Source organism: Pectobacterium jejuense (genome assembly GCF_026800125.1).
Classification (GTDB): Bacteria; Pseudomonadota; Gammaproteobacteria; order Enterobacterales; family Enterobacteriaceae; genus Pectobacterium; species Pectobacterium jejuense.
Map to the genome: position 1 here is coordinate 222,584 of NZ_JAPQKX010000009.1, position 15,010 is coordinate 237,593.

The window sequence follows — 15,010 nt, forward strand, 5'->3', positions numbered from 1 at the left end:
AACATGAATGCACCAAATAAGTGCAATAATTCACATATTAAGCACCATTTTGGTGCTTTAGACTATAATGGTGCAGTGGGTTTACGTGAGAAAGCCCCAAGGGGCAACACATTGCACACATTTAAAAAGTTGGCACACTTTTAGCTTTAGTCTACTCACGGCAACAACATCAATCCACAACGATATTCGTTCCACGACGATAAATGACCAATCGGGAGAACCAAGTATGTCCGCAGAACATGTTTTGACGATGCTGAATGAGCACGAAGTGAAGTTTGTTGATTTACGCTTCACTGATACTAAAGGTAAAGAGCAGCACGTCACCATTCCGGCTCATCAAGTCAATGCCGACTTCTTCGAAGAAGGTAAAATGTTTGATGGTTCCTCGATTGGCGGCTGGAAAGGTATCAACGAGTCAGACATGGTTCTGATGCCCGATGCTAGCACCGCAATGATCGACCCGTTCTTCGAAGATTCTACACTGATCATTCGTTGTGACATCCTCGAGCCAGGCACGATGCAAGGTTATGACCGCGACCCGCGTTCCATCGCGAAACGTGCGGAAGATTTCCTGCGTTCTTCCGGCATTGCCGATACCGTCCTGTTCGGGCCTGAGCCAGAATTCTTCCTGTTCGATGACATCCGTTTCGGCAGCAGCACTTCCGGTTCCCACGTTGCTATCGACGATATCGAAGCGTACTGGAACTCCGGTAAAGCATACGAAGGCGGTAACAAAGGTCACCGTCCAGGTCTGAAAGGCGGCTATTTCCCAGTTCCACCAGTCGACTCATCACAGGACATCCGTTCTGCTATGTGTCTGACCATGGAGCAAATGGGTCTGGTTGTTGAAGCTCACCACCACGAAGTGGCTACTGCTGGTCAGAACGAAGTGGCTACCCGCTTCAACACCATGACCAAAAAAGCTGACGAAATTCAGATCTACAAATATGTCGTGCACAACGTGGCTCACGCCTACGGTAAAACCGCGACCTTCATGCCAAAACCAATGTTTGGTGATAACGGTTCTGGTATGCACTGCCACATGTCTCTGTCTAAAGACGGCACTAACCTGTTCGCTGGCGACAAATACGGCGGCCTGTCTGAAATGGCACTGTTCTACATCGGCGGTGTTATCAAGCACGCTAAAGCTATCAACGCCCTGGCGAACCCGACTACCAACTCCTACAAGCGTCTGGTCCCAGGCTACGAAGCCCCAGTTATGCTGGCTTACTCTGCCCGTAACCGTTCTGCTTCAATCCGTATCCCAGTGGTTGCTAGCCCGAAAGCACGTCGTATCGAAGCGCGCTTCCCGGATCCAGCTGCTAACCCGTACCTGTGCTTCGCTGCACTGCTGATGGCTGGCCTCGACGGCATCATCAACAAAATCCACCCTGGCGATGCAATGGACAAAAACCTGTACGACCTGCCGCCGGAAGAAGAAGCAGAGATTCCAAAAGTTGCAGGTTCTCTGGACGAGGCCCTGGCTGCACTGAACGAAGACCGCGAGTTCCTGACCCGTGGTGGCGTGTTCACCGACGACGCTATCGAAGCGTATATCGAACTGCGTAAATCTGAGATTGACCGCGTTCGCATGACGCCGCACCCAGTTGAGTTTGAACTGTACTACAGCGTCTAATAACGACAGCGTCTAATCTCTACCTCGGCGTGGTTGGGTGTGCTGATACCCGACCATGACCGATAAACAACAGAATACTAAGAAGTTTGTTTTTGTTGCCGTGGAAACGCTTCAGCCCATCTTCGGATGGGCTTTTTTCACCACCGGCATTGGCCGTTGCGACGTAACATCCATCATTCACACTACAATGCACCACGACGGTGCGGGAGTCTGCGTTATGGCAACAGGCACGCTGCCCGATGCTGGGCAGATCCTAAATTCCCTGATAAACAGCATCTTATTGCTGGATAACGATCTGGCGATTCACTATTCCAACCCGGCAGCACAGCAATTACTGGCACAAAGTTCGCGTAAATTATCCGGCACGCCGCTGCCCGATTTGCTGGGATACTTTTCTCTGAATATCGATTTACTGCGTGAAAGTCTGGATTCAGGGCAAGGTTTTACGGATAACGAAGTCACTATCGTCGTAGATGGCAAAGCGCACATCATGTCGCTCACCGCTCAGCGGGTACAAAACGATTTTATCCTGCTGGAAATGGCGCCGATGGATAACCAGCGCCGCCTCAGTCAGGAACAGCTTCAACATGCACAACAGCAGGCCGCCCGTGATTTGGTCCGGGGTCTGGCGCATGAGATAAAAAATCCGCTTGGCGGATTGCGTGGTGCCGCGCAGTTGCTTGCTAAAGCACTGCCCGACCCGGCGTTGACGGAATATACCAAGGTCATTATTGAACAGGCGGATCGCCTGCGTAATCTGGTTGATCGCCTGCTGGGGCCACAGCAGCCCGGCCTGCACGTCACCCAAAGCATTCATCAGGTCGCCGAACGCGTTTGCCAGCTCGTTTCACTGGAAAAGCCAGATAACGTGACGCTGGTGAAAGACTATGACCCCAGCCTGCCAGAGCTGACTCATGACCCCGATCAAATTGAACAGGTACTGCTGAATATTACCCGCAACGCGCTACAGGCGCTGGGCGAGGAAGGCGGGACGATTACGATACGTACCCGCACGGCTTTTCAGCTCACGCTACACGGTGTGCGCTATCGTCTCGCCGCTCGTATTGATGTGGAAGATGACGGCCCCGGCGTACCTGCTCAACTACAGGACACACTGTTTTACCCGATGGTGAGCGGACGCGAAGGGGGAACCGGTTTAGGGCTTTCCATCGCCCGCAGTCTTATCGACCAACACTCCGGTAAAATTGAATTTAACAGTTGGCCAGGACACACCGAATTCTCGGTTTACCTGCCCATTCGCCAGTGAGGTTCACAATGCAACGAGGGATAGTCTGGATTGTCGATGACGATAGCTCCATCCGTTGGGTGCTTGAGCGCGCGCTTGCTGGTGCGGGTTTAACCTGCGCAACGTTTGAGAACGGAAATCAGGTACTGCATGCGCTGGCGACACAAACGCCCGACGTTCTGCTGTCCGACATCCGTATGCCAGGGATGGATGGATTAGCGCTCTTACAGCAAATCAAACAGCGCCACCCGATGCTCCCGGTCATCATTATGACGGCACATTCCGATCTGGATGCCGCCGTCAGCGCTTATCAGCAGGGTGCGTTCGACTATTTGCCGAAGCCATTCGATATTGATGAAGCCGTTGCGCTGGTTGAGCGCGCGATCAGCCATTATCTGGAACAGCAGCAGCCGGTACGTAACCAGCCAATCAATGGCCCGACGACGGACATTATCGGCGAAGCCCCCGCGATGCAGGATGTCTTTCGCATCATCGGTCGCCTGTCTCGCTCGTCGATCAGCGTGCTGATTAACGGCGAATCGGGAACGGGTAAAGAGTTGGTCGCGCACGCCCTGCATCGCCACAGCCCGCGTACCAAAGCCCCTTTTATCGCGCTGAATATGGCGGCCATTCCCAAGGATCTGATCGAATCAGAACTGTTCGGCCATGAAAAAGGCGCGTTTACGGGCGCAAACCAGATTCGTCAGGGCCGCTTTGAGCAAGCCGATGGCGGTACGCTGTTTCTGGATGAAATCGGCGATATGCCGCTAGACGTGCAAACACGTTTGCTGCGCGTATTGGCTGACGGACAGTTTTATCGCGTCGGCGGCTATGCCGCGGTGAAAGTGGATGTCCGCATTATTGCGGCAACGCACCAAAACCTTGAGCAACGCGTGCAGGAAGGCAAGTTCCGTGAGGATTTGTTCCACCGCCTGAATGTGATCCGCGTCCATCTGCCGCCGCTGCGCGAACGTCGGGAAGATATTCCCCGCCTGGCGCGTTATTTCTTGCAGGCTACCGCCAAAGAACTGGGCGTCGAACCGAAGAATTTGCATCCAGAAGCGGAAACGGCGCTAACCCGTTTACCGTGGCCCGGCAACGTGCGCCAATTGGAAAATACCTGCCGCTGGTTAACGGTCATGGCCGCCGGTCAGGAAGTGCTGATTCAGGATCTGCCGCCTGAACTGTTCGAGACCACGGCACCAGATTCCACCGTGCATATTCTGCCGGACAGTTGGGCCACGCTGTTGGCACAATGGGCCGATCGCGCGCTGCGTTCCGGTCATCAAAATCTGTTGGCAGAGGCACAGCCGGAAATGGAAAGAACGTTGCTGACGACGGCACTGCGACATACGCAGGGGCATAAACAGGAAGCGGCAAGATTGCTGGGATGGGGCAGAAATACCCTGACGCGTAAATTAAAAGAGCTGGGAATGGAGTAGCAAGATTGCTTTTTTATTGCTCAATTGTTAACAAACAAACTGGTGATAAAAAATACAATCTGGCGCACGAAATTGTCATTAATTTGTACTTTACTTGCCTCGAGTCAGCAGTATGATCGTGTCGCTGATTCGGGAGGAACACCATGCTGGATTCATTGATTTCCGTTGCAACACATGGCGCTGAAATTGGCTCTGCGGCAAGCCATTCGCCGCAGGCTGCTATTGCCGCCGTTTTGTGTGCTGCACTGATTAACTTCTTTAGTTAATCCAATAAGCGTTCGAGAGCAGCCAGTCGATGTTTGCACCGACTGGCTGTTTTTTTGACTAAATCACACGGGAAAATTGCTGGGTTCTGAGCTTGCTACGTAGATAGACATCAAAGCACATACAGATATTGCGGATCAGCAGCCGTCCCTTCAGCGTCACCACCAGCCCATCTTCATGACTATCGACCAGCCCATCGGCCACCAGCGGAGCAAGCAGTGCTAAATCCTGCTCAAAGTAGGTTTTAAAATCGATAGCGTATTCCGCCTCAATGGGCGCATAGCTAAGCTGGAAATTACAAATGAGAGTCTTAATTACATCGCGGCGGAGGCAATCATCACGCGTCAGCTGTAACCCACGCCACAAGCCATTCCCTTGATCTTTGACCTGCGCATAATACTGCTTCAGCTCTTTCTGGTTCTGAGCATAGCTATCACCGATCATACTAATCGCCGAAACACCCATCCCAAGCAGATCGCTATCGCCCTGCGTCGTATAGCCCTGGAAATTGCGATGCAGTTTCCCTTCTCGCTGCGCCACCGCCAGTTCATCGTCCGGGCGAGCAAAGTGATCCATACCGATAAACTGATAGCCCGATTGCGTCAGCGACCCAATCGTCTGTTGCAGAATATCCAGCTTTTGCTCCGCGCTCGGTAAGTCTGCTTCTTTAATCTTGCGCTGCGCGGCGAACAGGCTGGGTAAATGCGCATAGTTAAAGACGCTAAGCCGATGCGGGCTTAATTCCGCAACGCGCTGTAGCGTAAAGGCGAAACTTTCCGGCGTTTGTTTCGGCAGGCCGTAAATCAAATCAATATTGGTTGAGGTGAAACCCAGCGCTTTTGCCCGTTCAATAAGGGCAAAAATAAAGTCTTCATCCTGCTCGCGATTGACCAGCTTCTGCACGTCTTTATTAAAATCCTGCACGCCCATACTCAGGCGGTTAAACCCTTCGGCACGCAGATGATCGAGGACGTCCAGCTCAATTTCTCGCGGATCGACTTCAAGCGACAGCTCAGCCTGATCGGAAAAAGAGAACAGCTCGCGCAGCAGCGACATCAGTCGGCTGATTTGTACTTTATTCAGATAGGTTGGTGTACCGCCACCCCAATGCAATTGCGTCACCGTTCGCCCGGCGAATAGCGGCGCACGCTGGCGGATTTCCAGCTCCAGCACATCAAGGTATTCATCCGCTTTATGCTGCTGACGCGTAACCAGCTTATTACAGCCGCAGAAATAGCACAGCCGATGGCAAAAAGGGATGTGGATATACAGCGACAGCGGTCGCTGCGGATAACGGGCAATGGCCTGCTGAAACGCTGGCTCATCGTAAGCTTCACTGAATTCTAACGCTGTGGGATAAGACGTATAACGCGGCCCAGAATAGTTATATTTTTGAATCAGGGCCAGATCCCAGTCAACGGACGGTATCGACATATTCGCTCACTCCTTCCAGTTTTTACTCGGTGGGTTATCCTTCCCCTCCTTCAGATCACCAAAAAATGGCGTTCAAAAACGCTCCCGGCGTTTTGTTACTCGTCTCATCCATGAGACTCGCCCTAAAGGGCCGTCACGCTGTGACGTTCAAAAACGCTCCCGGCGTTTTTGTCTTGGCCGTCGTACCTGATTCATGCGCCCGTTAAACAGGGCGCGATGCAACCGATGCTTACGCTTCGACAATAGCCATAGTTTACTGAACAGACAGAGCAGATAAAACGCAACCAGCAATATCAGGAACAGAAACAGCCATTTCATTGATTAGAACGTGTCTTTCGGGTTATTACGTTTCAAAAGCTGCAGCATATCTTCCTGCTGCTCTTCTTCGTCATCATCACCCAGCTCGATTCCAAGCTCTTCCATCAGGATGTCGATACGATCCAGCGTTTCATCAACCCATGACTGATCTTTGGCGCTTAGCGTCTCGCCGCTATCCAGACGATCCAACAAGGCATCCAGGCGCGCATCGTTTTCTAACATTTCCAGCTCTTCTTCCGGTGACATTGTCGGCTTGGCAGCAACGACTTTCTCCACAGGCTCAGAAGGCTTCGACTTAGGCTTCGGTTTAGCCACAGCGCTCTCTAACACGCCAAGCTGTACAGGCTTTTTGCTGCCGATACGCGGATCGGCAGCTTTACGCTGACCGGAACGCTGATCGGTAGACGCTTTTTCCTGAGTTCGGCTACCCGACGCGTTGCCACGATGCTTTTTATCTTTTTTCCGCTCGCGCGCTTCACGTTCCAGCTCTTCGCGGGTCTTTCTTTTTACTTTGGGTTTCCCTGCCTTATCGGCAGCCCCTTTGACAGGTCGGTTCATAATATTGTTCTCAGGTACACAGATATAAGGGAAGTGCGGCGGAATCTAGCAGAAAGCCCGCGAATAAAAAAGCGTCCACATCAGACGGCCGAGCTTTTCTTTTCGCATCAGTCTGCTGCATTTCAAGACAGATAAAGCCGCCTTTATTGTCAGTTACAGGTATAATCCCCAACCAGACAGAGATCCAGATAGAGATAACCATCGTGACCCAGCAATATAACTACCACATGACGCGTTTTATCATCAGCGCCCCGGATATTCGCCATCTGGCAACAGATAGCGGTATTGAAGTGGCCTTTGCTGGGCGCTCTAATGCCGGAAAATCCAGCGCACTGAACACGCTGACCAACCAGAAAAACCTGGCACGAACCAGTAAAACGCCGGGCCGTACTCAGTTGATTAACCTGTTCCAGGTGGTAGACGGCGTGCGTTTGGTCGACCTTCCCGGCTATGGCTATGCCGAAGTGCCGGAGCAAATGAAGATCAAATGGCAACGTGCGCTCGGTGAATACCTGCAAAAGCGTAACAGCCTTAAGGGTCTGGTTGTGCTGATGGATATTCGCCATCCGCTGAAAGATCTCGATCAGCAAATGATTCAGTGGGCTGTTGATGTCCAGCTTCCCGTCTTAGTGCTGCTGACCAAAGCCGATAAACTGGCTTCAGGCGCACGTAAGACTCAGTTGAACATGGTTCGCGAGGCTGTCTTGCCATTTATGGGTGACATTCAGGTCGAAGCATTTTCGTCACTGAAAAAGCTCGGCGTCGATAAACTACGGCAGAAACTGGATAACTGGTTCAGCACGTTGGAACACGCTGAAGAAGAACAAGAAGCAGAGTAATCCTTTCGCGTGGTGCAGAGTATCATCACTCGCATCACGCCCCCCACTTTCCCGCAATGCTCACCCACCCGAGATGTTCTTTTCACACGCGAAACCGTGCTGACTCACAACTATCGATCAGGCAGTTACTCGCGTTTTAAGGGCAAAAATCCTGGATAAAGCCCATAAAAAACGCCCCGCTCAAAACTGAGCGGGGCGGCTAATATTCAGCCAAATCCGATTACGTGAAGTAAAAGGTCTGAAAGATAGAACATCTTACCTCTGTACCCTACGTCTTTAACTCTACCCTATTTTTTCACGGGAACAAAGGCTTTTTTGTTGTTTACTTTCATAGAAAATGGTTATCGATTACACAAAGTTAAACCAGGTCACACAATACTGTTATTTAATTACAGAAATAGCGCAAGAATCGGCCATTAATGTGCTTCATCCCAGTTCATGCCCGTACCGATGTCTACCTGTAACGGAACATTCAATTGCATACAACCTTCCATTAATGCTTTGATTTTACTAATGGATTCTTCAATAACCGAATCATGAATCTCGAAAACCAATTCATCGTGAACCTGCATGATCATCTTCACCTTCGGCGTGTCTTTCTGTAGCCAATCGTCAATCGCGATCATCGCTTTCTTAATAATATCAGCAGCGGTGCCCTGCATTGGGGCGTTAATCGCCGCACGTTCTGCGCCTTTACGCGCCATCGCATTACGAGAATGGATATCAGGCAGATAGAGGCGGCGACCGTCCAGCGTGGATACATAGCCATGTTCCGCAGCCTGTTGGCGTGTACGCTCCATGTAATCCTGCACACCCGGGTAGCGCTCAAAATACAGGTTCATGTATTTCTGCGATTCGCTACGGGGAATATTCAACTGACGCGACAAGCCAAACGCGCTCATGCCATAGATCAGACCGAAGTTGATCGCTTTCGCACTGCGACGCTGTTCTGATGTCACCTTATCCAGCGCGATGCCAAACACCTCTGACGCCGTTGCCCGGTGTATATCCAGCCCGTTCGCGAACGCATTCAACAAGCCTTTATCACCCGATAAGTGCGCCATGATACGGAGTTCGATTTGCGAGTAGTCCGCCGCAACAATGCTGTAGCCCTTAGGCGCAATGAATGCCTGACGAATACGGCGCCCTTCGTCATTACGCACCGGGATGTTTTGCAGGTTCGGATCGCTGGAAGACAAACGCCCGGTCGCAGTAACAGCCTGATGATAAGACGTATGAACACGCTTCGTCGCCGGATTGATCATCAACGGCAGCTTATCGGTGTAAGTAGATTTCAGCTTGGCCAACCCACGATATTCCAGGATCAGCTTCGGCAGAGGGTAATCCATCGCCAGTTCAGCCAGCACTTCCTCATTGGTTGATGGCGCACCTTTTGGCGTTTTCTTCAGAATAGGCAGCTTTTGCTTTTCATACAGAATGCCCTGTAGCTGCTTGGTCGATGAGAGATTGAACTCTTCGCCCGCCAACTCATAGGCTTGTGTTTCCAGCTCTGCCAGACGGGTTGTGAGCTCTTTTGAGTGTTCCGCGAGAATGGCGGGATCGATCAGTACGCCGGTACGCTCGATGCGAGATAAAACCGGCACCAGCGGCATATCGATCGTCTGGAAAACCTGGCACAGATCGGCATGCGGCTGGAGTTTTCCCCAGAGCTTCTGGTGCAGATGCAGCGTAACATCCGCATCCTCGGCCGCATAAGGCCCAGCCTGTTCCAGCGCAATCTGATTAAACGTCAGCTGATTTTTTCCCTTACCCGCGATCTCTTCAAAGGTAATGGTTTTGTGGCTCAGATAGCGTTCAGCCAGGCTATCCATATCATGACGGCCCGCCACGCTGTCGAGCACGTAAGATTCCAGCATGGTATCAAACGCGATGCCGCGTAAATCGATGTCATACCGCTGCATCACGCCTTTATCAAATTTGAGATTCTGGCCAATCTTAAGCAGCTTCTCATCTTCCAGCAGCGGTTTGAACAAAGCCAACACCTTGGTGCGATCCAACTGTTCTGGCGCATCCAGATAGTCATGCGCCAGCGGCAAATAAGCCGCTTCGCCCGGTTTAATCGCAAATGACAAACCAATCAGATTAGCGGTAAGCGTATCCAATCCGTCGGTTTCCGTATCAAAAGCGAAAACTTCAGCCTGTTTTAAACGCTCAACCCAATCGAGCAGCGTTTTTTCATCAAGAATCGTGACATAACCGTCGGCAGAAAGCGTAGGGGCTCTGTTTTCTTCGGAAGATTTTTTTAGTACAGGTGAAGCCAATGCGACGGTATTGCAATAAACATTACTGTGGTTGACTGCATATTTTTTAGGCAAATTTATTGCTGGCGATACAGTATTACAATAAACATTACTATGGCTGACTACTGCTTTATCCAACGTAGTTGCCGCTAGTTGAACAGGCTGGCTACTCTTTTTACCCTGCATCCAAGTGCCTGATTCAACATCGGATAACCAGCGTTTAAATTCATAACGGGAAAAGAGACGATGCAGTTCATCCACATCCAGCTCGTTAACGGTGAGCTGATCGCAGGTAAGCTCCAGCTCGACATCCGTTTTAATGGTGGCTAGCTGATAAGAGAGGTAGGCCACGTCTTTGTGCTGTTCCAGCTTCGGCGCCATGGTTTTCGCACCACGGAAGGAAAGCCCGGCAATTTTATCAAGATTGGCATATAGCGAATCTAGCCCGCCGAGCCCTTGTAATAGCGCTTGAGCCGTTTTTTCACCCACGCCAGGTACACCGGGAATGTTATCCGATGCATCCCCCATCAGCGCGAGGAAATCGATAATCAGCTCAGGAGGAATACCGTACTTATCACACACTTCCTGTGGGCCAAGAATCGAGTTATTCATGGTATTAATGAGCGTCACGCTCGGCGTCACCAGCTGCGCCATATCTTTATCGCCGGTACTAATCAGCACCGACCTACCCGCTTTTTCCGCCTGAACGGCGAGCGTACCAATCACATCGTCCGCTTCTACGCCGGAAACCGCCAGAAGCGGCAACCCCATTGCTTTCACCATCTTATGCAGAGGCTCTATTTGCTCGCGTAGATCCTCCGGCATCGGTGGGCGGTGAGCCTTATAATTTTCGAACAGTTCATCGCGAAACGTTTTCCCTTTCGCATCAAAAACGACGGCAACGTGGCTGGGCTGATATTGCAGCAGCAAACTGCGTAGCATATTCAGTACGCCATACATTGCACCGGTGGCTTCTCCCGCGCTGTTTGTTAACGGTGGGAAAGCGTGATAAGCACGATACAAATAGGATGAACCGTCTACCAGTATTAAAGGATTTTCTGCAATCTGAGCCATAGCCTGCCATGATCGTTGTTGTCTGTCATAGCGCTAAGCATGCCATAGGTCAGGGAAAGAGACGATCCTTAACGTGAGATATTGGCTGATTTTGCATGGATCCTCGCAAGATCTTCCTGTGGATAACTTTGTGAATAGTTTTATCCGCTTAATTGCTAATTCCTCCTATTCTCTTCAGCTATTTTTTTATATCCATTAATTTCATTAAGTTATAATATAAGTTGTTTATTTTTAAGGCATAAGAAACCGTCATCCAATTTGTGGATATAAACAAACAGATAAATAGATATTGCGGGCTGATGAGATATAAAAGATAAGAAGATGAACCGCGGGAAGGTATAAGGTCATGCGGTTTTACCCGCATGACTTATTAAATAATTACTTCTTGGTAATGAGGAACTTCACCACGTCAGCGTACTGTTTTACATACCCATCCATTGAACTGGTATCAAGACCATCATTCTTGATCATATATTTACCGTTCACGAACATGGCTGGAACGCCGCGTAATTGTAAATCGGCGGCCGCTTTTTCCTGCTGGGCAACCAGAGATTTCACAACAAAGCTATTCAGAGCACCATCAAATTCTTCCGCACTCACGCCAGCTTTCACAAAGACTTCGCGAATATCATCCGGTTTTTGTACAGTCTGTGTTTTCTGAACTGCATCAAACATCAGCGGGGTAATTTTATCTTCAACGCCCAGCGCCATAGCAACAGCCCAGGCCTGCGTCAGGTTTTTACCCAATGGGCCCAAGAAGTCCACGTGATAACGTGTCATCTTCGTACCCTCTGGCAACGCTTTTTTTACTGCATCTGGAACGTGATAAACCTGTTCAAATTGATAACAGTGCGGGCAATAGAATGAGAAGAACTCTAGAACCTGAGGCTCCTGAGTTGCAGGTTTATCTAATTCTACATATTGCTTGCCGTCAGAAAACTCTGCAGCAGAAGCACTAAATGCCAGAACAACGCCAATCAGCGCAAGCCATAATTTTTTCATAAATTTCACTCTCTCCATTTAATTTCAGTACATTGGCATTAGCTGTAGAGGAGGTTCCTGCAACAGCTGAGTTTGCCCAATAAATATTGCCGTTTGCTTCAACCAGAAATCAGCATCCGTCATCCAGGGGAAATTTTTCGGAAAAGCGGGGTCTTCCCAGCGACGGGCAACCCAAGCCAGATAATAAACCTGCCGCATCGCACGAAGAGGCTCAATCAGCAAGAGCTCTTTCTCCTGAAATTCCGCAAATTCGCTATAGGCTTCTAACAAGATATCCAGTTGAATACGTTGTTCACGACGGTCACCGTGCAACAGCATCCATAAATCCTGTATTGCCGGACCATTGCGGGCATCATCCAAATCCACAAAGAGCGGGCCATCACGCCACAAAATATTGCCTGGATGACAATCCCCATGCAGACGCAGTGGTCTCCAGTCGTTATGCCAATAAGTTTCAACTGTATCAATCAGTTGACGGGTCGCCTGTAAAAAATCATGTCGATGTATTTTCGGTATTAGCGGACATGTCTCCAACAACCGATAAGGTTCATGCAGGTATTCATTTACCCCGATCGTAGGACGTTCGGTGAATAACGATTTCTGCCCCGTCTGGTGAATCCGGCCGAGAAAACGACCGACCCACTCTAGCTGGTCTTCATTATCCATTTCATACTGCCGCCCGCCTACGCTGGGGAATACGGCAAAATGAAACCCTTCATAGACGTTCAACGTTTGCCCATTCAGCGAGACGGGCGCGACAATAGGGACTTCATCTTCTGCCAATTGTTGGGCAAAAATATGCTCTTCCTGAATCTGCGACGCGCTCCACCGTTCCGGGCGATAAAATTTCACCACGAATCGTTTACGATCTTCATCCGCAAACTGGTACACCCGATTCTCATAACTGTTTAATGCCGTCAAACCAGAATCAACGCGCAGCCCAACGTCCAGTAAGGCATCCACGATCAGATCTGGGAATAGCGTCTGAAAATTAAATATCGAACTATTCATCACGGCCACAAATGGTTAGAGGCGACGTAAGAGATATGCGTGCAATAGTTAGCATCATGAACGTGTTATTCCTTTCCACTAGTCTTTAATAACTCCCCGGGCACGAAGCAAAGCGGTCTTAAAATCTTCTTCGTAGTCCTTCTTCAAACCGGGGATGACTTGTTCTTTATCTGCATCACGCATTTTTAGATGGTAAATAAGGATATCATCAGTCAGTTCATTTAACTGCCCCTCAAACCCCGCCTCCTGTGCAAGGTTTTGTAAAAATTGTACCAGATTTAAATCGGGTTCTTTTTGCCAGGCTGGGTGCAACAGTTCAATAAGCTCATTAACGCGATGACATTTCATTTTTTTCTCCTTAAAAACGATTTGTACTCAATAAATTTCAATATGCAGGAAGCGACTTGAGCGATATTGAGTATATAGCGATAAAAATAACAGCCTTGCTCACATGAGGAAAGAACTTGGTCTTCTGCGAAAGTTTTCAGAGAATAGCGTATGGTTTGGCCCCACAAGCTTTCGGTAGAGGAAAGTGGGCATCGATAATTGGAAAGTGAAATGATTACAGGCGTTATTCTCGCAGGCGGGCGTGCAACGCGCATGGGCGGGCACGATAAAGGTCTGATAGCACTGAACGGTGAGCCGCTATATCTGCATGTTCTGTCTCGGCTTAAAGCACAGGTCAATGAAGTCATGATCAGCGCTAATCGCAATCAGGCTGTGTATGCACAAAGTGGTTGCCGCATTATTAGTGACGTTGATACAAGCTTTCCAGGCCCGCTGGCAGGTATTCTAAGTGGATTACATGCCTCTCCATCCGAATGGGTCGCATTCGTCCCTTGCGATGTCCCGGCACTCCCTTGCGATCTGGTAAGCCGCTTGTGGCAAGCACGTGGGGAAGCCAATGCGGCTTATGCCACTGATGGAGAACGGTCACATCCCACATTACTCTTAATCAATAGAAACCTTATTGAATCACTAGAGACCTATCTGCACCTTGGAAACCGTAAGCTGATGCTATTTATGGAACAGGTTGGAGCAAACGCCGTTTCATTTAGCGATCAGCCTGAAGCGTTTCGCAATATGAATTCGCCTGAAGATTTATCCAATTGGGAGGAGCAACACCGTGAATCCTAATCGTGTCCCCTTGCTCGCTATTGCTGCTTATAGCGGCACAGGTAAAACGACATTACTTAAACACGTCATCCCACTGCTGACTCAGCATGGTGTTCGAGTCGGACTCATTAAACATACACATCATCAGATGGATATTGATACGCCAGGTAAAGATAGCTACGAGCTCCGTAAGGCAGGCGCAGCACAAACGATTGTTGCCAGCAGCCAAAGGTGGGCGCTGATGACGGAGACTCCTGATCAGGAAGAACCCAATATTTACGATCTAGCTGGGAAAATGGATGCATCAGCTCTCGATCTAGTGCTGGTTGAGGGGTTCAAACACGAGAAGATCGCTAAAATAGCCTTGTTTCGCCAATCGTTGGGTAGAGAATTAAATGATTTGATCGATGAATACGTCATTGCGATTGCAGCGGATACAGAGATAGACACCTGGCTTCCTGTGCTCGATATCAATCAACCAGAACAGGTTGCTGCTTTTATCCGACAATGGCTCAAAAATAACAATATATAGTGCGGAATAGACTACTGTTCACACTGAACCATTGGGTTATGTCTGGTAGGGCGTGGATTTCTGCCCTCATGTTCCATAGCCGCTAGATCATCTACCGGATACACCTAAATAAGTGCACAACAGTGAGCAAATCGTTGCAGCTAACCCGAAAACGTCCCCATAGCAAAAAGCCCTCGTCTTTCGACGAGGGCTTTTCACTTATTTGATGCCTGGCAGTTCCCTACTCTCACATGGGGAAGCCCCACACTACCATCGGCGCTACGGCGTTTCACTTCTG

At 49.7% G+C, this 15,010-nt stretch carries 14 protein-coding genes; 7 read left to right on the forward strand and 7 right to left on the reverse strand.

Features of this window, described 5'->3' with window-relative positions:
• Nucleotides 1-226 precede the first annotated feature (226 nt).
• From glnA to NXT09_RS17360, 4 genes are all read left to right on the forward strand, one after another.
• Nucleotides 227-1,636 (forward strand): glutamate--ammonia ligase, encoded by a 1,410-nt coding sequence (gene glnA, locus NXT09_RS17345; RefSeq protein WP_010281651.1) that lies wholly within the window; start codon nucleotides 227-229, stop codon nucleotides 1,634-1,636.
• A 217-nt stretch (nucleotides 1,637-1,853) separates the two neighbouring features.
• Nucleotides 1,854-2,903 (forward strand): nitrogen regulation protein NR(II), encoded by a 1,050-nt coding sequence (glnL, locus tag NXT09_RS17350; RefSeq protein ID WP_010298136.1) that lies wholly within the window; start codon nucleotides 1,854-1,856, stop codon nucleotides 2,901-2,903.
• Nucleotides 2,904-2,911: 8 nt separating this feature from the next.
• Nucleotides 2,912-4,324 carry a nitrogen regulation protein NR(I) gene (gene glnG / locus NXT09_RS17355; RefSeq protein ID WP_010298133.1) on the forward strand — a complete coding sequence of 471 codons (1,413 nt, stop codon included), beginning with the start codon at nucleotides 2,912-2,914 and terminating at the stop codon, nucleotides 4,322-4,324.
• 143 nt (nucleotides 4,325-4,467) lie between these two features.
• The gene (locus NXT09_RS17360) at nucleotides 4,468-4,590 is read left to right on the forward strand and encodes a YshB family small membrane protein (RefSeq protein ID WP_015842303.1); all 123 of its coding nucleotides are present in this window, start codon (nucleotides 4,468-4,470) and stop codon (nucleotides 4,588-4,590) included.
• Nucleotides 4,591-4,648: 58 nt separating this feature from the next.
• Here NXT09_RS17360 and hemN read toward each other — a convergent pair whose 3' ends face one another.
• Together hemN and yihI are read right to left on the reverse strand one after the other, a co-directional pair.
• Nucleotides 4,649-6,022 carry an oxygen-independent coproporphyrinogen III oxidase gene (hemN, locus tag NXT09_RS17365; RefSeq protein ID WP_268580689.1) on the reverse strand — a complete coding sequence of 458 codons (1,374 nt, stop codon included), beginning with the start codon at nucleotides 6,020-6,022 and terminating at the stop codon, nucleotides 4,649-4,651.
• 321 nt (nucleotides 6,023-6,343) lie between these two features.
• Nucleotides 6,344-6,898: a Der GTPase-activating protein YihI gene (yihI, locus tag NXT09_RS17370; protein WP_268580690.1), complete on the reverse strand. Its 555-nt coding sequence runs from the start codon at nucleotides 6,896-6,898 to the stop codon at nucleotides 6,344-6,346.
• A 203-nt stretch (nucleotides 6,899-7,101) separates the two neighbouring features.
• Between yihI and yihA the strand changes: the two genes are divergently transcribed.
• Nucleotides 7,102-7,737, forward strand: a complete 636-nt coding sequence (gene yihA, locus NXT09_RS17375) for a ribosome biogenesis GTP-binding protein YihA/YsxC (protein ID WP_029367904.1) — start codon at nucleotides 7,102-7,104, stop codon at nucleotides 7,735-7,737.
• A gap of 206 nt (nucleotides 7,738-7,943) precedes the next feature.
• Here yihA and spfP read toward each other — a convergent pair whose 3' ends face one another.
• From spfP to NXT09_RS17395, 5 genes are all read right to left on the reverse strand, one after another.
• The gene (gene spfP, locus NXT09_RS22645; RefSeq protein WP_071892919.1) at nucleotides 7,944-7,991 is read right to left on the reverse strand and encodes a small protein SpfP; all 48 of its coding nucleotides are present in this window, start codon (nucleotides 7,989-7,991) and stop codon (nucleotides 7,944-7,946) included.
• Between the two features lie 162 nt (nucleotides 7,992-8,153).
• Entirely contained in the window at nucleotides 8,154-11,072 is a 2,919-nt protein-coding gene (gene polA / locus NXT09_RS17380; protein ID WP_268580691.1) for a DNA polymerase I, read from the reverse strand.
• A 378-nt stretch (nucleotides 11,073-11,450) separates the two neighbouring features.
• Nucleotides 11,451-12,074 carry a thiol:disulfide interchange protein DsbA gene (gene dsbA / locus NXT09_RS17385; RefSeq protein ID WP_205551851.1) on the reverse strand — a complete coding sequence of 208 codons (624 nt, stop codon included), beginning with the start codon at nucleotides 12,072-12,074 and terminating at the stop codon, nucleotides 11,451-11,453.
• 24 nt (nucleotides 12,075-12,098) lie between these two features.
• A complete protein-coding gene (locus NXT09_RS17390) occupies nucleotides 12,099-13,085 on the reverse strand; it encodes a serine/threonine protein kinase (RefSeq protein ID WP_268580692.1) in 987 nt (328 codons plus the stop codon).
• A gap of 78 nt (nucleotides 13,086-13,163) precedes the next feature.
• Nucleotides 13,164-13,433, reverse strand: coding sequence for a YihD family protein (locus NXT09_RS17395; RefSeq protein ID WP_005968263.1), 270 nt, complete (start codon nucleotides 13,431-13,433; stop codon nucleotides 13,164-13,166).
• Nucleotides 13,434-13,643: 210 nt separating this feature from the next.
• On the opposite strand from NXT09_RS17395, the gene mobA reads away from it, so the two are divergent.
• Complete coding sequence (gene mobA, locus NXT09_RS17400; RefSeq protein WP_268580693.1) at nucleotides 13,644-14,222, forward strand: molybdenum cofactor guanylyltransferase MobA; 579 nt, start codon at nucleotides 13,644-13,646, stop codon at nucleotides 14,220-14,222.
• Complete coding sequence (mobB, locus tag NXT09_RS17405) at nucleotides 14,212-14,733, forward strand: molybdopterin-guanine dinucleotide biosynthesis protein MobB (protein WP_268580694.1); 522 nt, start codon at nucleotides 14,212-14,214, stop codon at nucleotides 14,731-14,733. Before mobA ends, mobB begins: the two co-directional genes overlap by 11 nt.
• The last annotated feature ends 277 nt before the right edge of the window (nucleotides 14,734-15,010 follow it).